This is a genomic window from Bacillus cereus group sp. BfR-BA-01408 (assembly GCF_022663305.1).
In the GTDB taxonomy this organism is placed as follows: domain Bacteria; phylum Bacillota; class Bacilli; order Bacillales; family Bacillaceae_G; genus Bacillus_A; species Bacillus_A pacificus.
In genome coordinates this window covers 1-22,160 of sequence record NZ_JAKUFF010000032.1, presented here as the reverse complement: position 1 = coordinate 22,160, position 22,160 = coordinate 1, and the positions used below count along the sequence as shown (strand labels likewise).

The following is a 22,160-nucleotide window of genomic DNA, read 5'->3' as shown; positions in this document are numbered from 1 at the left end:
CAGAAAGAATGCTAACAGGTTATACAAAATGGCCAAAAGAATTTGCTGATCGTTATCGAGAGGAAGGGTGTTGGCTTGGGGAAACATTTGGCGTGATGTTAAGAGAGCGAGCTGAAAAATATGGCGATCAAATTGCAGTTGTAAGTGGTAATACGCATATTACGTATAGTGAGCTTGATAAAAAAGTAGATCGATTAGCTTCAGGGCTACTGAATTTAGGAATAAAGCAAGAGGATCGAGTTGTAATCCAGCTACCTAACGTTATTGAGTTTTTCGAAGTATGTTTTGCGTTATTTCGAATTGGGGCACTTCCTGTTTTTGCATTACCTTCACATCGAAGCAGTGAAATTAGTTATTTTTGTGAGTTTGGTGAGGCGAGTGCTTACGTTATTTCAGATAAAACTCTCGGTTTTGATTATCGAAAACTAGCAAGAGAAGTGAAAGAGAAAGTGCCAACTTTACAACATGTAATTGTAGTGGGAGAAGAAGAAGAATTTGTGAACATAAGTGATTTATATATAGATCCCGTTCCATTACCAGAAGTTCAGCCAAGTGATATTGCGTTTCTCCAATTATCAGGGGGGACAACAGGACTTTCTAAATTAATTCCTCGAACGCATGATGATTATATTTATAGTTTACGTGTTAGCGCTGAAATTTGTAATTTAAGTGCAAAGAGTGTCTATATGGCCGTTCTTCCAGTAGCACATAATTACCCGATGAGCTCTCCTGGAACATTTGGAACTTTCTATGCGGGTGGAAAAGTAGTGCTGGCAACTGGAGGTAGTCCAGATGAGGCGTTTGCACTTATTGAAAAAGAAAAAGTTACGATTACTGCTCTCGTACCGCCATTAGCAATGATATGGCTTGATGCTGCATCTTCACGTAATAACGATTTATCGAGTCTAGAGGTGATTCAAGTAGGTGGCGCGAAATTTAGTGCTGAAGTTGCAAAACGTATACGCCCTACATTTGGATGTACATTACAGCAAGTATTCGGTATGGCGGAAGGATTAGTGAACTATACAAGATTAGATGATCCTGAAGAAATTATTATTCATACACAAGGTAGACCAATGTCTGCACTCGATGAAGTACGAGTTGTTGATGAAAATGACAACGATGTAAAACCTGGCGAAGTAGGTAGTTTATTAACAAGAGGGCCATATACAATTCGTGGTTATTATAAAGCAGAAGAGCATAATGCACGATCGTTTACAAAGGATGGATTTTATCGCACAGGAGATCTTGTGAAAGTAAATGAACAAGGTTACATCATTGTAGAAGGAAGAGATAAAGATCAAATTAATCGTGGCGGTGAGAAAGTTGCCGCGGAAGAAGTTGAAAATCATCTATTAGCACATGATGCAGTACATGATGTAGCGATTGTATCTATGCCTGACGATTATTTAGGAGAACGTACTTGTGCATTTGTTATAGCTCGCGGACAAGCTCCGGCATTAAGTGAATTAAAAATGTTTTTAAGAGAACGCGGTATAGCAGCTTATAAGATTCCAGATCGAATTGAATTTATTGAATCATTCCCGCAAACAGGCGTTGGAAAGATAAGCAAAAAAGAATTACGTAAAGTCATTGCTGAAAAACTTATTACAGTAAAACAATAATAAAAACAGGAAGGAAGTGATTAGATGGCTATCCCATCTATTTCAGTATATAAAATGCCAATTGAATCAGAACTACCAAAAAATAAAGTGAATTGGACACCAGATCCGAAACGTGCAGTACTTTTAATTCATGACATGCAAGAATATTTTCTTGATGCATATAGCGATAAAGAATCACCGAAAGTAGAACTTATTTCAAATATTAAAATGATAAGAGAAAAATGTAAGGAACTTGGTATACCAGTTGTTTATACAGCGCAACCTGGTGGGCAAACGTTAGAACAACGAGGTTTATTACAAGACTTTTGGGGTGACGGTATTCCTGCTGGACCAGATAAAAAGAAAATTGTTGATGAACTTACTCCTGATGAGGATGATATATTCCTAACAAAATGGAGATATAGTGCATTTAAAAAGACAAATCTATTAGAAATTTTACATGAACAAGGAAGAGATCAACTCATTATTTGCGGTATTTATGCGCATATTGGCTGCCTTTTAACAGCTTGTGAAGCATTTATGGATGGTATTCAGCCGTTCTTTGTAGCAGATGCAGTTGCTGATTTTTCACTAGAGCATCATAAACAAGCATTGGAGTATGCATCTAATAGATGTGCAGTAACGACATCAACAAGCCTACTGTTAAACGATTTACAAAGTGTCAAAGGTGATGAGAGTGAAGGGATCACTATACAGGAAGTGCATGAATTAGTTGCACAACTACTTCGTGAGCCAGTAGAGAGTATTGATATTGATGAGGACTTATTAAATAGAGGGCTTGATTCGGTCAGAATTATGAGTTTAGTAGAGAAGTGGCGTCGTGAAGGGAAAGAAATCACTTTTGCAGATTTAGCAGAACGTCCAACTGTTGCGGGTTGGTACAGTTTACTATCTTCACAAACAGCACAGGTGCTGTAACAAATAGACTACATAATAAAGGGGTAGTAAAGAATGCCTAACAGTCAAAAGATTCGTCATTCGTTATCATCTGCGCAGTCTGGCATGTGGTTTGCGCAACAATTAGATCCACTTAATCCGATTTATAATACTGGGGAATATGTAGAAATAAACGGAAATATGAATCAAGAAATTTTCGAATTAGCAGTACGTAAAGTTGTAATGGAAGCTGAGGCACTTCATGTTCGTTTCGAAGAAGATGAAATTGGCCCATGGCAAGTTATTGAAGAATCACAGTTTCATATGCATTTTATTGACGTTCGTAAAGAAGAAAATCCTGAAGAGGCTGCTAAAGCATGGATGAAAAATGATTTATCTATGCCAGTCGATTTGAAAAAAGATACTTTATTTATTGAAGCGCTTATTCAAGTTGAAAATAATCGTTTCTTTTGGTATCAGCGCATCCATCACATTGTGATGGATGGCTATGGATTTTCACTTCTTAGCCAAAAGGTAGCGAATGAGTATACATCACTTATAGAAGAAACAAACAAGAATGAAAAGACATTTGGCTCTCTTGCAAAAGTTGTGCAAGAAGATATGGAGTATCGTGAGTCTAAACAATTTCAGGAAGATCGTGCTTTTTGGTTAGAAAAATTTGCGGATGAACCAGAAGTTGTAAGTTTGGCAGAACGAGCACCGAGAACATCAAATGGATTTTTACGCGAAACAGCTTGTTTATCTAGTTCTAGTACAAAAACTTTACTAGAAGATATCAATATTTCGTTAACAAGTTGGCCGGAATTCATTGTCGCTGTAACAAGTATTTATATGCATAAATTAACAGGTGAAAATGATATTGTTTTAGGTTTACCGATGATGGGGCGTCTAGGTTCTGCATCTATTCATACACCTAGTATGGTAATGAATTTAGTACCACTTCGTCTTACTGTAACTCCAAATATAACTCTCGTAGAATTATTACAGCAAGTTTCTAAAGAAATCCAAGATGTACGTCGCCATCATAAATACCGTCATGAGGAATTAAGAAGAGACTTAAAGTTATTAGGTGAAAATCAAAGATTATTTGGACCGTTAGTGAATGTTATGCCTTTTGATTACGGGCTTAACTTTGGTGGGAATCGTGGTATTACGCATAACTTATCAGCAGGACCTGTGGATGATTTATCGATAAATGTATATAAACGTTTTGATCAAAATGAGCTAATGATTCATTTTGATGCGAATCCGGAAGTATATAATGGTGCGGAGCTAGCATTGCATAAAGAAAGATTTATGCAATTATTAGAATTAATGATAAATGCTTATCAAAAAGACGAGTCGATTGGAAAGATAAATATTACTCTTCCTGAAGAAAATCATAAAGTTTTATTGGAATGGAATGAAACGAAGGAAGACGATGAGTTAATCAGTCTACCTATATCATTTGAAAAACAAGTGCAAAAAACTCCAAATAAACTAGCGATTACTTGTGACGGTGTAAACTTTACGTATAAAGAGCTAAATGAACGAGCGAATGAACTAGCACATTATTTAGTAGAAGAAGGAATACGACCAAATCAGCTTGTAGCTTTAGTATTTCCAAGATCAACGGAAATAGTGGTTAGTATGCTAGCAGTTTTAAAGGCTGGTGCAGCGTATTTACCAATAGATCCAGAATATCCAGCTGAGCGAATAAATTATATAGTAAATGATGCAAAACCAGTTTGTATCATAACACATTCATCTGTTTCATCTAAGTTAGTTATAAAAAATGATATAAAAAAAATTGTATTAGATGATGAAGAAACGAAACTAGCATTACATACATCTTCTCGTATGAATATAGCATGTAAGAATGATGTATCACTTTTAAACTCAGCCTATACAATATATACTTCAGGCTCAACAGGAAACCCAAAAGGTGTAATTGTTCCTATGAGAGGTTTAAGTAACTTTTTAATGGCTATGCAACAAAAGTTTTCGTTACATGAACATGATCATTTATTAGCAGTTACAACATTTGCGTTTGATATTTCTGCTCTAGAAATTTATTTACCTCTTATTAGTGGTGCGAGTTTAACAATTGCGCAAAAGGAAGACATACAAGAGCCTTCTGCATTAACGACACTTTTACATGAAGAAAGAGTGACCATTATGCAGGCTACACCGACGCTTTGGCAGGCGTTAGTAACTGATTATCCAGAGAAGTTACAAGGGCTAAATATACTTGTTGGTGGTGAAGCTCTTCCAGGGCATTTAGCAAATAAATTAAGAGAATTAGGCTGCTCAATAACTAATTTATATGGACCAACTGAAACGACGATTTGGTCTACCTTCATGAACATTGATGAAAGTGAAAAGGGGATACCTCCTATCGGAAAGCCAATTTGCAATACAGAAGTGTATGTATTGGATGCAGGGTTACAACCAGTTCCAACTGGAGTTATTGGTGAATTATATATTGCAGGGGAAGGACTTGCAAGCGGATATTTAGGAAAACCAGAGTTAACAGCTGAACGGTTTGTTGCAAATCCTTATGGAAAACCAGGGCAGCGCATGTACCGTACAGGTGATCTAGTAAAATGGCGCAGTGATGGTGTTTTAGAGTACATGAACCGCGCAGATCATCAAATTAAAATTCGTGGTTTCCGAATTGAATTAGCTGAAATCGAAATGGTAATACAACGACATGAAAATGTTAAGGAAGCAGTGGTTATGGTACGAGAAGATCGTCCCAATGATAAACGAATCATTGCGTATATTGTTGCCAAAGATAAGGAAATGATTAACCTTGCAGAAATTCGTTCTTATGTTTCAGAAAGTTTAGCGAATTATATGGTGCCATCAGCATTTGTATTGCTAGAAGAATTACCATTAACGCCAAATGGTAAGGTTGACAGAAAGAAATTACCTGCTCCTGATTTTAATGGAATGAACAATGAGAGGGTTGCTAGAAATCCGAAAGAAGAAATATTATGTCATTTATTTGCAGAAGTACTTAGTGTTTCTCGCATTAGCATTGATGATAATTTCTTTGAAATGGGTGGACATTCGCTTCTTGCATCGCGTTTAATGGCAAGAATTCGTGAAATGTTAAGTGTCGAATTAGGAATTGGAAAACTATTTGAATCGCCAACTGTTGCTGAATTAGCGAAACAATTGGATCAAGCGAAAACTGCAAGACCAGCGATTAAGAAAGTAAGAAGACCAAATGAAGTTCCACTTTCATTTGCACAACGTAGATTATGGTTCTTGAATTGTTTAGAAGGTCCAAGCCCTACTTATAATATTCCGTTAGTTATACGTTTGTCTGGAAAGTTGAACGAGGAAGCATTGCAAGGTGCCTTTAATGATGTAGTCGAGAAACATGAAACACTTAGAACAATTTTCCCTAACGTATTAGGTAGTTCCTACCAGGAAATTTTACATATGGAAAATTTAAATCTAGAAATGATTAAAACAAAAACATGTAAAGGTGAATTAGAAAGTGCACTTGCGGAAGCGGTAAGATATAGCTTTAACCTCGATGTTGAACCAGCAGTTCGTTTGCAACTTTTTACAGTGAGTGAAAACGAACATGTAATATTAATTCTATTACACCATATTGTAGGGGATGGCTGGTCATTACAACCGTTAACGAGAGATTTTACAGCGGCGTATAAAGCGCGATGTCAAGGTAACAAAGTACAGCTAGAGACACTTCCGGTTCAATACGCAGATTATGCACTTTGGCAACAACAATTGTTAGGGGATGAAACTACACAAGAAAGTCTCATTTCAACACAATTAGATTTTTGGAAGAAAGAGTTAAAGGGATTACCAGATCAATTGGAGTTACCTACAGATTATCAGCGTCCAATGGAAACGAGTTACAGAGGAGAAACCATTCATTTTCATATAGATGCAGGTATGCATAGTAGGTTAGTAGAGCTCGCACGGAAAAACGGAGTTAGTTTGTTTATGGTATTGCAAGCAGGACTAAGTGCGCTATTTACAAGATTAGGTGCAGGTACTGATATACCAATCGGTAGTCCGATTGCTGGAAGAAACGATGATGCACTCTCTGACATAGTCGGTTTATTTGTAAATACGTTAGTGTTACGTACAAATACTTCAGGAGATCCAAGTTTTAAAGAATTATTAAATAGAGTGAAGCAGGCAAATCTTGCAGCTTATGAAAATCAAGATGTTCCATTTGAACGACTCGTTGAAGTGTTAAACCCGGTGCGTACTCGAAATAGTCATCCGCTATTTCAAGTTATGTTAGCTTTCCAAAATACGCCAGAAGCAATCTTTGATGTCCCGGATATAGAAGCGAGCCTTGAAATTCAAAGTGTTGGCTCTGCGAAGTTTGATTTAACATTTGAAATTAGTGAGAGTAACGGGGTTGATGGTACTCCGAACGGTTTACATGGATTACTAGAGTTTAGTACCGATTTATATAAACGTGAAACGGTTCAAAAACTAATAGAACGATTCATTTTGTTATTAGATGATGCGGCGATAAATCCGAATCAATCAATTGGCAAATTAGAAATATTAACTTTAGCAGAGAAAAATGCAGTGTTAGAAAAGTGGAATGGTGGTTTTCAAATTGTACCAGAAATGACATTATTACAATTATTTGAAAAGCAAGTTCATATAAATCCAAATGCTATTGCTGTCGTCTTTGAAAATAAGAAATTAACTTATGAAGAGTTAAATAGAAAAGCAAATAAAATAGCTCGATTCCTAATAGCAAAAGGAATTGGTCCTGATCAACTCGTTGCTTTAGCGATGCCAAGATCATTAAACATGGTTGTAAGTTTATTAGCTGTTCTTAAAGCTGGTGCTGGATACCTTCCGTTAGATCCAGATTACCCAGCAGACCGTATTTCATTTATGCTACACGATGCGAAACCATCATGTGTTTTAACGAATTCAGAAGTGGAAATTGAATGTAATGAGGCACTAAAAGTTTTAGTTGATAATGTAAAAGTAATAGAAGAAATTGAGAAACATAGTGAAGACAATATTGATGAAATGGAGCGCGTGAAGCCATTAACTCCATCACATATTGCTTACGTTATTTATACATCAGGTTCAACAGGTAGACCGAAAGGTGTTATGATACCTCATCAAAATGTAGTAAGACTTTTAGGAGCAACTGATCATTGGTTCCAGTTTGATGGAAACGATGTGTGGACGATGTTCCATTCATATGCTTTTGATTTCTCGGTTTGGGAAATTTGGGGACCTTTATTATACGGAGGGCGTTTAGTTGTAGTTCCACATACTGTAAGTCGCTCGCCGAAAGAATTTTTACAACTTCTTGTTAAAGAAAAGGTAACTGTTTTAAACCAAACTCCATCAGCGTTCTATCAATTGATGCAAGCAGATCGTGAAAATGAAGAGATTGGGCAAAAATTATCTTTACGATATGTTGTTTTTGGAGGTGAGGCACTTGAGCTAAGTCGATTAGAAGATTGGTATAGTCGACATCCTCATGACGCACCGAAGCTTATTAATATGTACGGTATTACTGAGACGACAGTACATGTTAGTTATATTGAGTTAGACGAAACAATCGTTTCTTTACGAGCAAACAGTTTAATTGGGTGCAGTATACCTGACCTTAAAGTATACGTATTAGATCATTATTTACAACCAGTGCCACCTGGAGTAGTGGGAGAAATGTATGTTGCAGGTGCAGGGCTTGCTCGTGGATATTTAGGAAGGGCAGGTTTAACTGCAGAACGTTTTATTGCAGATCCATTTGGCAAGCCAGGTACAAGAATGTATCGTACTGGAGACTTAGCTCGTTGGCGTCATGATGGGACGCTCGATTATATAGGACGTGCAGATCATCAAATAAAAATTCGCGGATTCCGAATTGAATTAGGAGAAATAGAAGCGGTCATAATGAAACACCCTACAGTTGAGCAAGTAGCAGTTATTGTGCGGGAAGATCAACCAGGGGATAAACGATTAGTTTCTTATATCGTCGCATCAAATAATGAAGCGATTGATACGAATGAAATGCGTCTGTTTGCTAGTGGTAGTCTACCAGATTATATGGTTCCATATGCTTTTGTAGTAGTAAATGAGTTGCCTTTAACTCCAAACGGTAAATTAGATAGAAAGGCATTGCCAGTTCCAGAATTTATCGCATCATCTTCTAGTCGTGGACCAAGAACACCGCAAGAAGAACTGTTATGTGACTTGTTTACAGAAGTGCTAAGTGTACCTCAAATTGGAATTGATGACGGATTCTTTGATTTAGGTGGTCATTCACTCCTTGCAGTGCAGCTTATGAGCCGTATTAAAGAAGCGCTTGGGATCGAATTAAATATCGGAACTTTATTTGCAGCACCTACTGTTGCAGGCCTTGCTGAAAGACTTGAAGTGGGAAATGGACAAAGTGCACTCGATGTGTTGCTTCCGTTACGAGCAAGCGGAAACCAATTGCCACTATTTTGTGTACACCCAGCAGGTGGATTAAGTTGGTGCTATGCAGGACTTATGAAATCTTTAGGAACAGATTATCCAATCTACGGCGTGCAAGCACGTGGTATCGCTAAAAATGAAGAACTTCCAAGAAGTTTAGAGGAAATGGCAGCGGATTATTTAAAACACGTTCGTGAAGTACAGCCTCACGGACCATATCGTTTACTCGGTTGGTCGCTCGGAGGAAATGTTGTGCATGCAATGGCAGCGCAACTACAAAATGAAGGGGAAGAAGTAGAATTACTCGTTATGCTAGATTCTTATCCTGGTCACTTCCTACCGAATACGGAAGCGCCTACTGAAGAAGAAGCGTTAATCGCACTACTGGCTCTAGGTGGATATGATCCAGACAACATGGATGGCAAACCACTTACGATGGAAAGTGCGATTGAAATACTTCGTAAAGATGGAAGTGCATTAGCAAGTCTTGAAGAAGAGACCATTTTAAATTTGAAAGAAACATATGTAAATTCGGTAGGATTGTTAGGGAGATACGTACCGAAAGTTTATAACGGAGATATTTTATTCTTTAGATCTACTGTAATACCGAACTGGTTTGATCCTATCTCTCCAAATACGTGGTTAAATTATTTAGACGGACAAATTGTGCAACATGATATTGATTGTAGACATAAAGATTTATGTCAACCAGGGCCACTTACGGAAATTGGACAAGTATTAGCGAAATATTTGCAGAATAAGAAAGGGGTAGGGAGAGTATGACGAATCCATTTGAAAATGATAATTACACATATAAAGTATTAATAAATGAGGAGGGCCAGTATTCTCTCTGGCCTGTCTTTCTTGATGTACCTATTGGGTGGAATGTCGTACATGAAGAAGCTAGCAGGCACGATTGCTTACAATATGTTGAGAATAACTGGAAAGATTTGAATCCAAAAAATAATCAAGCTGACGAAAAAATAATAGTAGGAAAACGATAATGAAAGAAAAAATAAATCCAAAAGTAGTGGTAAGTATCGTATATATAACAGCGATGTTTATGGCTGCTATGGATGCAACGATTGTAAATGTAGCACTACAAACGATAAGTAAGGAACTGCAAGTGCCACCATCTGCTATGGGGACAGTTAATGTTGGATATTTAGTTAGCTTAGCTGTTTTCCTTCCGATTTCTGGTTGGCTAGGAGATCGATTCGGTACGAAAAGAGTATTTCTAACTGCTCTTTTCGTATTTACAACCGCATCTGCGTTATGTGGGATAGCGAACGATATTACTTCATTGAATATTTTTCGTATTATTCAAGGTGCTGGTGGGGGGCTTCTAACACCAGTTGGGATGGCGATGTTATTCCGAACATTTTCACCAGAGGAAAGGCCGAGAATTTCTCGGTTTATTGTGTTGCCAATTGCTGTCGCACCGGCAGTAGGACCAATTATTGGTGGCTTTTTTGTAGATCAAATGTCTTGGCGCTGGGCATTTTATATTAATTTACCATTTGGAATTATGGTGTTACTATTCGGTCTTCTATTTTTAAAAGAGCATATTGAAAAATCAGCTGGTCGCTTTGATTACCTCGGTTTTGTTTTTTCAGCACCAGGGTTTGCGATGCTAATCTATGCGCTCAGTCAAGGACCATCAAGAGGCTGGATTTCTACAGAGGTTATAAGTACTGGAATAGCTGGGATTGTATTTATTACACTGTTTATCATTGTAGAACTTAAAGTAAAGCAACCGATGCTAGATTTACGCTTATTCAAAGAACCAGTCTTTAGAAAAATGAGTCTTATTTCATTGTTTTCTTCAGCTGGTTTACTAGGAATGTTATTTGTTTTTCCGCTTATGTATCAAAATGTAATAGGGGTATCCGCACTGGAATCAGGCCTTACTACATTCCCAGAGGCCATTGGATTAATGATATCGTCACAGATCGTACCATGGTCATATAAGAAATTAGGAGCTCGTAAGGTAATTTCTATAGGGTTAATTTGTACGGCGATTATCTTTATTTTATTAAGTTTTGTAAATCACGATACGAACCCTTGGCAAATACGGGTATTATTGTTTGGCATAGGTATTTTCTTAGGCCAATCAGTTGGAGCAGTTCAATTTTCTGCATTTAACAATATAACGCCGCCTTCTATGGGGAGAGCAACTACTATATTTAATGTGCAAAATCGATTAGGTTCAGCGATAGGAGTTGCTGTTTTAGCTAGTATACTAGCCGGTTTTGGAAATAGCAGTGTACAACATAATACTCATTCAGATTTATTGCCATATCAAGCAGCATTAATTGGATCAGCAATATTTTTACTCGTAGCATTACTATTTTCTTTACGTATTTCTGATAAAGAGGTAATGTCAAAAAAGAAGAAAAAACCGTTACCTGTATTACAAAAAGAGAAAGAAATTGTCAATGAATAAGTTTGGTAATATTATTTTGGAATAAATCTACATTGGGTATTTAGAAGGAGAGAGTTTACATGATAGAAAGTAAAGCTGTAGATTCTATACCAATTTTGAATGAGAATGATTGTCAAATATGGTGGGGAAGGATTTCGGATTTACAATCATGGCATTACAATTTACTAAATGATGTTGAACGAGAAAAAGCAAATTCATATCATCATTCGGCAGATCGTGCCCGTTTTATAATAGGCTGTGTAATTAGTAGATTAGTTCTAGGTAAAATGTTTTCTATGTCGCCAGTTCAAGTTCCAATTAATCGAATGTGCCCAGTATGTAAGCTACAACATGGTAGACCACAATTACCAGAGGGGATGCCGCAGTTATCGGTTTCACATTCGGGTGAGTGGGTTGTTGTTGCATTTACAAAGTCTGCACCTGTAGGCGTTGATGTTGAACAAATGAATCCAAATGTTGATGTTATGAAAATGGCAGAAGGCGTATTAACCGACATTGAAATAGCGCAAGTTATGAAATTACCTAATGAACAAAAAATAGAAGGTTTTTTAACATATTGGACTAGAAAGGAAGCTGTGCTCAAAGCGACAGGTGAAGGTCTAATGATTCCACCAGTGGATATTACTATATCAGCTCCAAATGATTCTCCAAACTTGTTAGTTTTTAAGGATAGACAAGAGTTAGTAGAAAATACAGTGATGAGAGATTTAAGGCCAAGTGTAGATTATATGGCTTCAATTGCAATATTTAGTAAAGAAGTCACCGAAATCATACAGCTGGATGCAGTAGCGCTTTTAAATTATAAATAAGTTTAATAAAATATTTTATAGAAGAGGTGTTCCTCATGCTAGTAGCGGAAAATAGAACAAATGAATTCACTTATCATGTACAAGCAATTAAAAATATTTTATTTTCTGGAGATACATCATCTATTCATGCTTTAGAAAAGTTATTGAATGATACAGTTCAGTTTGATGTTCTAGAACAAGAGGTGCTGGATAGGCAGTATATCCCGAAAGAAGCAAAGAGTTTCTTTGATAAAAACGGAACATTTCTTTACCGTGTATCCAATATTAGTTATAAAGGAAAAGTATTATCTGAAAATCTCATTTTTGCGGATACCTCGTTTTTACCAAATACAATAAAGAGGGAGCTAGAGAGTGGAAACATTCCAGTTGAAAAACTTATAGAAAAGATGGAAGTAAGAAGGAACGTATTATATGAAGGATATCAGCCTTCTGGGAATATTATTGAATTGTTCGATGGATGCTCTGTTTCGGCGCATGTGTATCCAACAAGAAAATATCAAATTGTAAGTAACTGCAGATGCATATTTTATATTTGCGAGGTGTATCATGCAGAAAATATAAAGCAATTACTAAATTAAAACAAGAAACCAGCCTATAAAATGGCTGGTTTCTTGTTTATTTCACAGCTTCTTTTAACTCTTTACCTGCTTTAAATGCAGGAACTTTACCAGCAGCGATTTGAATTTCTTCGCCGGTTTGTGGATTACGTCCTGTACGAGCAGATCTTTCACGCACTTCAAAAGTTCCAAAGCCGATTAATTGAACTTTATCGCCAGACTGTAATGCAGTAGCAATTGTGTCAAATACAGATTGTACAGCTGCAGAAGCATCCTTTTGAGAAATATCAGCTGATTGTGCGACATTTTTAATTAATTCTGTTTTGTTCATGTTTTCACCTCATAAAAAAATTTTTTGGAATGAATGATTTAGTATAATAGATAGTAAAGATAAAGCTATTTATATTGTTAGAAAGAATGCTATATAGTTATGTTAATTTCGTTGCAAGAAACTGAATCCCTGCTAACAATTAGGGATTAATTAAGAATTGATGAATAGAAAACGCTGTAATATGAGGATGAGGGGGAGTATACGGATGATTTTTCGTGAAAAGGATGAGAAAGAAAGTATATTAATTCGTCAACATGATCATGGTTTTTTAGCTGGAGAGATTGCAAAGCATATAAAAGAAGATTTTTTTGAAGATGATACATATTTAAAAGAGACAATTGATGCAATATATGAGCATGATAGAGGATGGATAGAACTTGATAAAGTACCAATTTTAAATGATGCTAAAAATATCCCATATACATTTATGGATTGTCCAAGTTCATTACGTTTTGTCTTTTATACGATTGGTTTGAATGAAATTGAAGATTCCAATCCATACGGAGCATTACTTTGTAGTAAGCATTTTTTATCATTTCCATTAAATGAGGAAGATGAAGAGATGATGTCATTTTATACAGGGGAATTGGAACGACAAAAAAGAATATTGACAACGCTAACAAAAGAACAATTTGCGATGTTCGATAAACATTATAGATTATTAAAGTTTTGCGATGAACTTTCTTTGTATGTCTGTATGAATAAACCAGGTGTAGAAAAGAAAGATGAAATTGATTTGTTTAAAGATGGTTTTGAAGGAACAGAAATGTTTAATAGTAAAGAAGAGAAACCTATTCAAGCTGAATGGATAGATGAGGAAACTATTCGGATTACACCGTTTCCATTTCAAACGGAATTTCATACGTATGTAAAATATAAAACTATAAATAAACAAGAAATTGAAGAAAAAGGAATTGCAAAAGCTGATAGAGAATCAGAAATAAAGAAACAAACTATTCGTTTCATACAATAAGGAGGCGATTTCGATTGAAAGAGTACATGTTAAAACAAGTGGATTACCATGCTTGGGCTAATCTACGATTATTCAATCGACTAAAAGAATTACCAAACTATGATACTATTTTTACTGAACAGATGCAGAGTGTATTTCCATCAATCAAGGATACGTTTGCCCATATTTATATTACAGATCAAGTGTGGTTACACATATTGCATGGTAAAAGTATGAATGAAGCAATACAAGGCCGAGAAGAATTACGAAAACAAATGGAAAACAAATCGTTACATGAATTAGAAAAAATGTTTGAAAACATGGCAAATCAATATAAAGACTTTTTAAGTACAATACAAGATGTGAATGCTGTATTTGTTATCGAGAATCCATATGTAGGAAAATTAGAAACTTCAATTTTAGAGTTAGTACAACATGTTGTAAATCATGGTACATATCATAGAGGGAATATAACAGCGATGATCCGTCAACTTGGTCATTCGTCGACAATGATGGATTTTGTTCTGTATTTACATATGGTTAAAAAGCAGGGAGAGTAATATAGTTTATAAGAAGGAGAGGCTTTAGTTGTGGAAGTCTCTCCTTCGATTTTATTCCGCATGAATGGTAGATCAACTGATTAAAGTTTTACTTTATTTCTTAAGAAGCTTTATTTTCTTGTAATTGCTTCGCATATTGTACAGCCTTATATGCATTGACTCTACCGTTTTTCCAGTACGTACCTGTACCACTAATTTTATCAGAAGATGACTCAATAATTTGGCGAATTTGTGTATTGCTATATCCTTGATTTGCTAAAAGAGCAGCGACTCCTGCAACGTGAGGTGTTGCCATAGATGTACCACTTAATGATTGATACGTGCTTCCTTTATAAGTAGAATATATATTTGATCCTGGAGCTGCAACATCTACCCAGCTACCATAAGTAGAGAATGAAGATTTCTTATCTGATTGATCTGTAGAAGCGACTGAAATAACTTCGTTGTAATAAGCAGGGTAATTAGCTTTTGTATTTCCAGCATTTCCAGCAGCTGCAACTATAACAGAGCCTTTATTCCATGCATATTGAACGGCTTGTTGTAATGCAGTACCACCATTTGGAGCTCCTAAACTTAAACTAATTACTTTTGCACCCGAATCAGCAGCTTCTCGAATACCTTGCGCTACAGCATCGAGAGTACCACTTCCTTGATTATCTAATACGCGAACAGCATAAATGGAAGCTTGTGGGGCAACACCAGCAATTCCGACGCTGTTATTCGTAAGTGCTCCAGTAATTCCAGCGCAATGTGTACCATGACCATTACCATCATCAGATGTATTGTCGTTATCAACATAATCATGCCCGTAAATTACTTTCGAAGCCAAATCAGGGTGTGAGCCTTGAACTCCTGTATCAATAATGGCTACTTTTACACCAGGGTCACTTCGTTGGCTATCCCAAGCTTGTGGAGCTTGAATCTTTTGTAATCCATATTGATTATTAAAATATGGGTCGTTTGGAGTCCAAAAGGCGTGAACGTAATAATTCGGTTCTGCATATTCCACATCTGGATTATTTTTATAACTCTTTATTTTTTCTTTTACAGTACCTTTTGAAAATTGTACGACTTCAAAACCTAACTTATCATCTTTAGATAAGACATTAGCCCCGACAGATTTATGAAAAGATTGCACATTACTTAAAGATGCATTTTGTTTGAACTTAACGATTAATTGGTTAGGAACGTAATCAGTAGATGATGTTTCAGCACTTGAAGTATTCGTGTTAAAGAAGAAACCACCAATAATAAATGATAAAACAGATAGGAAAACAATGATTTTGTTTTTCAAAAGATTTTTCCTCCCTTTTCTTGGATGAGTTTTTCAGCGACACTTTAATGTCGCATTCCTTTTCAACTATATAGTTAGACCATACGATTTATGACATTTATGTGAAAAACTTTTAGTGGAATAAAAAAGAGAAAGATTTATATAAATATATTTTTAATGATATTTACTGAGTAAGAAAACGAAAAAAGGAATGCTCATTATGTATGAGTCATTCCTTTTTTTAGATTAACTTGCTTGTTTTTTATGGTTTTCTTTCAATTTCTCTGCTTGTAAAAAGCGATTCGTTTCAGCAACAACAATACCACTTAACCCAATAAGACCAATTAAGTTTGGAATCGCCATAAGTCCATTTGCAATATCCGCAAATGTCCATACGATGCCTAATTTTAAATTCGCACCAATAGCAATCATGACAATAAAGATTGCTTTATAATATTTAACAGCACTTTCTCCAAATAAATAAGCTACACATTTCTCACCGTAATACGACCAGCCTAAAATAGTAGAGTAGGCGAATAAAATAATTGCGATACCAAGAATCATACTACCAGCAGTACCGAATACAGATTGGAACGCAAGTGTTGTAGCTTCAACGCCAGTTTTACCAGACTTCCATGCGCCTGTAGTAATTAATACTAGCCCTGTAATTGTACATACAATAAACGTATCTAGAAAAGTACCAGTCATTGAAACTAAAGCTTGCTTTGCAGGGGAATCAGTTTTTGCAGCCGCCGCGGCAATAGGGGCACTCCCTAAACCAGCTTCGTTCGCAAATACGCCGCGCGCCATTCCAATTTGAATAGCTGATGCAACTGTTGCACCGATAAAACCACCAGCAGCTGCAGTACCGCTAAATGCACCAGAAAAAATAAGTGAAAATGCTTCAGGAATTTGATCGTAGTGATAGAAAATAATGATAAGACCAGCAATGATATAAAAGAAAGCTTTAATAGGAACAACATATCCTGTTACTTTCCCGATTTTTTTTACACCGCCTAAAATAACGATAGCGATTAAAAATGACATTACTATACCAGTTAAAGCAGGAGGGAAAGAGAAATTAATTCGCATTGCCTCTGCAACTGAATTAGATTGCACCATATTCCCGATACCGAAAGAAGCAGTTGTACCGAATATAGCAAATAAAACTGCAAGCCATTTCTTACCTAGACCACGTTCTAAATAGTACATTGGCCCACCTGAATATTCACCATTTTCATTACTAACACGGTATTTCACCGCAAGAATTGCTTCGGCATATTTTGTTGCCATACCGAATAAAGCAGTAATCCACATCCAAAAGATTGCACCAGGCCCACCAATCGTCACAGCAGTTGCAACACCAGCTATATTTCCCATACCGATCGTTGCCGCCATAGCTGTCATAAGTGCTTGGAAGTGGCTAATATCTCCGGAGGAAGATGTATCTTCTGATTTTTTAAAAGCTAGTTTGTGAGCGTATAATAGTTTACTAAACTGTAAACCTTTTAAACGCACTGTGAGAATGATACCAGTACCAACGAGTAACAACAACGTTGGTAATCCCCACACATAGTGATTGATTTGTTCTAATACTTTACTTACTGTCTCCATCTTTATTCTCCTTTTTTAGAAAAAATAAAAACCACTTCAAGTAAATGAAATGGTCTCTGGAGAAACAAGGGATAGAAAAATAAACCGATACAAATCGGCATTTTCTTTCGCTTGTCTCTGTCCTTTTACCTGAGAGATTATCCGCTATAGTAGCGGATTTGCTCCTTCGGTGCTCGTTTTCCTCTACGCTATATAAAGCGAGAGGGAGTCTCTCCAGAGATTCGTCCCCATGCAGTTCTACTTGTAAACAAGACCTGAGAGTTTCAAAGTCGGTTAACAACTTTTTGCCCCGTCGGTAGATCAATAGACCTTCTCCTGAATGGTTCATCCGAATTATAAAATTAATAACCTATACGCATTGAATGTGTATAAGATCAATAAAAATATTATAGATATACTATTAGTGAAATGCAATCATTTTTTATTTTAAAATAGTAAAGAATTCTATTTTTTCGAAAGTCCTAATTTCTCTTCAACTTCAGTTAAAGTAGATAAAGCAATAACAATATGTTGATCCGCAAGCCCTAAAGCATGTTTCGTATTTTCAATTGTTGCACTGTTTAGAGTAGAGTTAGTGGCTCCATCTATAATTAAATCTGCCGCGTTTTTCATAAATTTAGAAGCAGCCTTAAATTCAGTTGTGAAATAAAGAAGTTGTTCTTGTATTTGTACTTCCGATATATTTTCTTTAATTTTCAAAATGTCTATTTCATTCATAATGTTTTCATATTGTTTGGAAACAGCATTCATTGTAACTAATAGTTTATCTCTGTCTACTGAATCACCGTTCGTGTTAATCTCTTCCCAGGCAGGCAACCAATCCTTTTCGATGATATCATTATAATTAGTAGTCAATTCATTAATTTTAGGCTGTAATTTCGTTTTGAAAGTTTTTGTATCCGCTGTTTCTACAGGGGCTTTTTCGGTGTTATTTTTACCATTCGTAACGTAGAAAATTGTACCGAAAATGATGAGAATAGAAATAAAAACTGTCCATTTAGTAAAAAGTAATTTTTGCAATATGTAACGCCTCCAAAATTTAAAAACTTATAATTATAATATATAACAATAATGTTGTTTAAAGTAGAGAAAATAGGAGTTTTAGTGAAAATGAATAGAAGAAAACTAGTTTCAAATATTTCAATGACTGTATTATTAGTTGGTTTAATTGCATTCATATTTATGAATAAAGAATCTAAAATTAAAGATTTTCCAGTGCTAATGTCAGTAATTCATATTAATGATGATAAGGAAGAGGAGTATAAATATATGAGTGTAATGCTTATTACACTGGTAAGTGGAGCGGAGGGGAAAGCGGGTATACTGTTAGTTTTAAAAAGTGGAAAGAAAGGTAAAGATATTACATTACCCAGGAGAAATTACGTATTATATATTTGAAAAATAATTGATAATAAAAGAGATAGGAAGTGAATGATATTGTAGAATTGTTTACTTTCTATCTCTTTTGATTTTTAATTCTGAATTATTTAAATTATAATTACTATGTGTATAGAATAAAATAATATTTAGTATGGAGATGAGATAATAAATTGCCAAATATAAAAAAGATAGGTCGTTTTTGTCCTACTGATGATGAAGGATATATTATAAATGATGCACATATTGAAAAAGTTCAACCTATATTTATGGAGGTAATACAAGAAATAAAAAATACTTGTTGTGAATTGCTACAGGATGATTTACACAGTGTTTATATAAGAGGCTCAATTCCAAGAGGGATTGGAATTGAAGGAATTGCAGATATAGATGTGATTATAGTAGTACGAAAGGATCCTAAATTAATAGACTTAAGCTGGCGAAAGAAACTAGAAGTTCAAAGTTTGCAAAAGTTTAATTGTATAACAGGAGTGGAATTGAGTTTTTACAGTGAAAAAGAAGTGATAAATTCCAAGAGTTTTTCTTTTATAAGCTTTATGATACAGACACATGGAGTATGTATATTTGGTCAAGATGTAACATTGTCTTTACCTAAATATAAAGTAAGTGAGGAGTTAGCCTATGAACACCTTATTCAATTGCGGAAACAAATTGGACAAGCACGCGAAGAATTAATTCATAATAAAGGCGTGGATGATATTGTGGATTGTTGCCGTTGGATTATGAAGATAATAATCAGGTCAGGTCTAGCATTGACAATTGAGAGAGAAGGACTTTACTCCAGAGACTTATATCCTGCCTATGAATTATTTAGTAAGTATTTTCCCGAACAAGAAAAAAATATGAGAAAGGCATTACAATATGTAATTGAACCGATAAATGATATAAATGAAATTTTATTATTTTTAAGTACGTTTGGTGAATGGCTGATAGAAAGAGCGGATGATTTTTTGAATACTATAGATAACTAGAAGGATATAATTATGTTATGTAAACAAACAGGTGATCTAAATGTTCGTGATTTTGCAGACTATTATGGGATTCCGAAAGACGTGGCAACAGGAAGTTCAAATGGATGTTTAACAGCGTATCTTTTAAAGTAAAAAGATAAATATGCGTGTTGAACAAGGATACGAGATGAAATGGTCCTCTTTAATATATAAGAGCTGAAGAAATAGAGAGTAAAAATAATGTTCGTTTAGGGGAAAAGTAGAAAGTATTGCAGATGAGAAATGGAATGTAAGATAAGGGGGAATTAGATATGCTACTAAAAACAATCTATTGTAAGGTAGAAGAAGAGAAAAAGGAATTGTTTTCAAAAGCACAAGAAAAATGGCGTGATATACAGCATCTAGATGGATTTCATTGGCAATTTGGTGGATGGAATGAAGATGAGGCGTGTGTATTTACTTTATGGGAAAATAAAAGTGCATATCAATCATTTATGAATGGTGCCCACGATACAATTTATTTAAATAGTAATCAAGAGGATACGTTTCTTTCATGTGAAATTGAATTATTCCAAACTTTGTATGATATAACTGATACGCCTCTGAAAGACGTTGTTACAGAGGGATCATTCGTAAGAGTTGCTATATGTGATATTAAAGTGGAAAAAGAAAAGTATTTTTTACATAAACAAGAAACAATTTGGAATAAAGGGATGGAAAAAGCAAAAGGAATGTTAGCTGGCGTTGTTGGGAAGTCTTTAAAAAATGAAAATCGTTACATAGTGTTAACTTATTGGAAAGATGGAATGGCGCATCAAAATTATGTAGAAGAGATTTTCCCTGAGTTGTATAAACTAGCTAATATTCATGAAGATATAAGAGGTAAACAAGCTATATGTAAGGAAGAATGGCTTGTATATTAAGCACAGAAAAAGTGCATAAATGAATGTATAATAAAGATAATTTCTTATAAACAAGAAATTAATAGAAGACGTTATATACCCTTTCATGTTAATATATTTAAGTTATAATAGGAGGCTTACCCTTTTGTATTGTACGGTAGAAGCAGTGTGAGCTTGAAATTTTTTTAGAAAAGGATGTGCCTAATTTGCGTATCAATAAATTTATTAGTGAAGCTGGAAAAGCGTCTCGACGCGGAGCAGATAAATTAATTAATGAGAGAAGAGTAATTATTAACGGTAAGGTTGCAAAAATTGGTGACCAAGTGAATCCAGGTGATGATGTACGCGTAAATGGAGAGCAACTTCGTATTGCTCGAGATCACGTATATATCGCTTTAAATAAACCAGTAGGTATTACATGTACGAGTGAAAAATCAGTAAAAGGTAATATTATCGATTTAGTGAATCACCCTTTACGAATTAGCCATATTGGACGTCTTGATAAAGACTCAGATGGTTTAATTTTGTTAACGAATGATGGTGATATCGTTAATGAAATTTTACGTGCTGAAAACAAACATGAGAAAGAATATATCGTTTCAGTAGATAAGCCAATTACACCTGATTTCTTAGAAAAAATGGCAGCGGGTGTTAAAATTCTAGGTACAAAAACACTTCCTTGTGAGATCACACAGTTATCAAAATATGAGTTCAAAATTATTTTAACACAAGGGTTGAATCGCCAAATTCGTCGTATGTGTGAAGCTTTAGGTTATCAAGTATACACGTTAAAACGTACGAGAATTATGAATATCGAATTGAATAATTTACCTGTTGGACAGTGGAGAGATTTAACGAAGAAAGAGAAACGACGTCTATTTGCAGACTTAAATTATGAACCACAAGATTGGTAAAATTGAGAAGGAGAAACCAAAAACATTTTTTGGTTTCTTTTTTTATTAAATAAAAAATCTTTTCCAAACACTTGCAAAAATAAAATGAATAAGATATAGTAAATAACAATTAATGGATGTATTAAAAAAAGCAAAGAAAAGGACACGAGTTATTTTCCCCGGTTATACAGAGAAGGAAGGAAAGCTGAGAACTTCCTAACGCAGAAAAATAACTTACCACCTTAGAGCTGCACTAGGGAAACGAAGTATCTAGTGCCGTGTAAGCGACGTTATCGCAAAAGAAGCCATTATGTTTTTTGTGATGGGAATCTGGGTGGAACCACGGATATAAGCATATTCGTCCCTATTTTAGGGATGAATATGCTTTTTTGCATTCAATTTCATAATAAGCGAAGAAAAGGACACGAGTTATTTTCCCCGGTTATACAGAGAAGGAAGGAAAGCTGAGAACTTCCTAACGCAGAAAAATAACTTACCACCTTAGAGCTGCACTGGGGAAATGA

16 protein-coding genes, 1 pseudogene, 1 riboswitch and 1 other annotated feature are annotated in these 22,160 nt (G+C 35.3%); of the genes and pseudogenes, 13 read left to right on the top strand and 4 right to left on the bottom strand.

Translation table 11 applies throughout. The annotated features are described in order from the left end of the window. The first annotated feature begins 8 nt into the window (after positions 1-8). From MR083_RS14770 to MR083_RS14740, 7 genes are read left to right on the top strand one after another with little or no spacing between them, the layout of a single operon-like run. Positions 9-1,625, top strand: coding sequence for a (2,3-dihydroxybenzoyl)adenylate synthase (locus MR083_RS14770; RefSeq protein WP_242269508.1), 1,617 nt, complete (start codon positions 9-11; stop codon positions 1,623-1,625). A 24-nt stretch (positions 1,626-1,649) separates the two neighbouring features. After that, on the top strand, positions 1,650-2,543 hold the full coding sequence (locus MR083_RS14765) for an isochorismatase (RefSeq protein WP_001007250.1): 894 nt from the start codon (positions 1,650-1,652) through the stop codon (positions 2,541-2,543). 33 nt (positions 2,544-2,576) lie between these two features. After that, positions 2,577-9,734, top strand: coding sequence for an amino acid adenylation domain-containing protein (locus MR083_RS14760; RefSeq protein WP_242269507.1), 7,158 nt, complete (start codon positions 2,577-2,579; stop codon positions 9,732-9,734). Next, complete coding sequence (locus MR083_RS14755; RefSeq protein WP_016717437.1) at positions 9,731-9,955, top strand: MbtH family protein; 225 nt, start codon at positions 9,731-9,733, stop codon at positions 9,953-9,955. Before MR083_RS14760 ends, MR083_RS14755 begins: the two co-directional genes overlap by 4 nt. Next, positions 9,955-11,397, top strand: coding sequence for an MDR family MFS transporter (locus tag MR083_RS14750; protein WP_242269506.1), 1,443 nt, complete (start codon positions 9,955-9,957; stop codon positions 11,395-11,397). The genes MR083_RS14755 and MR083_RS14750 overlap by 1 nt, the downstream gene beginning before the upstream one ends. A gap of 59 nt (positions 11,398-11,456) precedes the next feature. After that, positions 11,457-12,206 carry a 4'-phosphopantetheinyl transferase Sfp gene (gene sfp / locus MR083_RS14745; RefSeq protein WP_242269505.1) on the top strand — a complete coding sequence of 250 codons (750 nt, stop codon included), beginning with the start codon at positions 11,457-11,459 and terminating at the stop codon, positions 12,204-12,206. A gap of 35 nt (positions 12,207-12,241) precedes the next feature. Then, positions 12,242-12,784: a hypothetical protein gene (locus MR083_RS14740; protein WP_000959131.1), complete on the top strand. Its 543-nt coding sequence runs from the start codon at positions 12,242-12,244 to the stop codon at positions 12,782-12,784. 37 nt (positions 12,785-12,821) lie between these two features. Here MR083_RS14740 and MR083_RS14735 read toward each other — a convergent pair whose 3' ends face one another. Next, entirely contained in the window at positions 12,822-13,094 is a 273-nt protein-coding gene (locus MR083_RS14735) for an HU family DNA-binding protein (protein WP_001043907.1), read from the bottom strand. 205 nt (positions 13,095-13,299) lie between these two features. On the opposite strand from MR083_RS14735, the gene MR083_RS14730 reads away from it, so the two are divergent. Then, on the top strand, positions 13,300-14,067 hold the full coding sequence (locus MR083_RS14730) for a DUF3891 family protein (RefSeq protein ID WP_242269504.1): 768 nt from the start codon (positions 13,300-13,302) through the stop codon (positions 14,065-14,067). 14 nt (positions 14,068-14,081) lie between these two features. Further along, the gene (locus tag MR083_RS14725) at positions 14,082-14,606 is read left to right on the top strand and encodes a DinB family protein (protein WP_000666444.1); all 525 of its coding nucleotides are present in this window, start codon (positions 14,082-14,084) and stop codon (positions 14,604-14,606) included. A gap of 100 nt (positions 14,607-14,706) precedes the next feature. Here MR083_RS14725 and MR083_RS14720 read toward each other — a convergent pair whose 3' ends face one another. The 3 genes from MR083_RS14720 to MR083_RS14710 form a co-directional block, all read right to left on the bottom strand. After that, the gene (locus MR083_RS14720; protein WP_242269503.1) at positions 14,707-15,900 is read right to left on the bottom strand and encodes a S8 family peptidase; all 1,194 of its coding nucleotides are present in this window, start codon (positions 15,898-15,900) and stop codon (positions 14,707-14,709) included. Positions 15,901-16,125: 225 nt separating this feature from the next. Next, a complete protein-coding gene (locus tag MR083_RS14715) occupies positions 16,126-17,493 on the bottom strand; it encodes an alanine/glycine:cation symporter family protein (protein ID WP_098925133.1) in 1,368 nt (455 codons plus the stop codon). A 107-nt stretch (positions 17,494-17,600) separates the two neighbouring features. Then, positions 17,601-17,720, bottom strand: a riboswitch (glycine riboswitch). 217 nt (positions 17,721-17,937) lie between these two features. Continuing rightward, positions 17,938-18,513 (bottom strand): hypothetical protein, encoded by a 576-nt coding sequence (locus tag MR083_RS14710; RefSeq protein ID WP_001170864.1) that lies wholly within the window; start codon positions 18,511-18,513, stop codon positions 17,938-17,940. Positions 18,514-18,564: 51 nt separating this feature from the next. Here MR083_RS14710 and MR083_RS14705 point away from each other — a divergent pair. The 4 genes and pseudogenes from MR083_RS14705 (at position 18,565) to rluF (ending at position 21,657) form a co-directional block, all read left to right on the top strand. After that, positions 18,565-18,898: pseudogene (locus MR083_RS14705) on the top strand (hypothetical protein). A 145-nt stretch (positions 18,899-19,043) separates the two neighbouring features. After that, complete coding sequence (locus tag MR083_RS14700) at positions 19,044-19,862, top strand: nucleotidyltransferase family protein (RefSeq protein ID WP_242269502.1); 819 nt, start codon at positions 19,044-19,046, stop codon at positions 19,860-19,862. 290 nt (positions 19,863-20,152) lie between these two features. After that, a complete protein-coding gene (locus MR083_RS14690) occupies positions 20,153-20,764 on the top strand; it encodes a YdbC family protein (RefSeq protein ID WP_242269501.1) in 612 nt (203 codons plus the stop codon). A 185-nt stretch (positions 20,765-20,949) separates the two neighbouring features. Further along, positions 20,950-21,657 carry a 23S rRNA pseudouridine(2604) synthase RluF gene (gene rluF, locus MR083_RS14685; protein ID WP_001222167.1) on the top strand — a complete coding sequence of 236 codons (708 nt, stop codon included), beginning with the start codon at positions 20,950-20,952 and terminating at the stop codon, positions 21,655-21,657. A gap of 124 nt (positions 21,658-21,781) precedes the next feature. Then, positions 21,782-22,005 (top strand) — a binding site (T-box leader). Positions 22,006-22,160 lie beyond the last annotated feature (155 nt).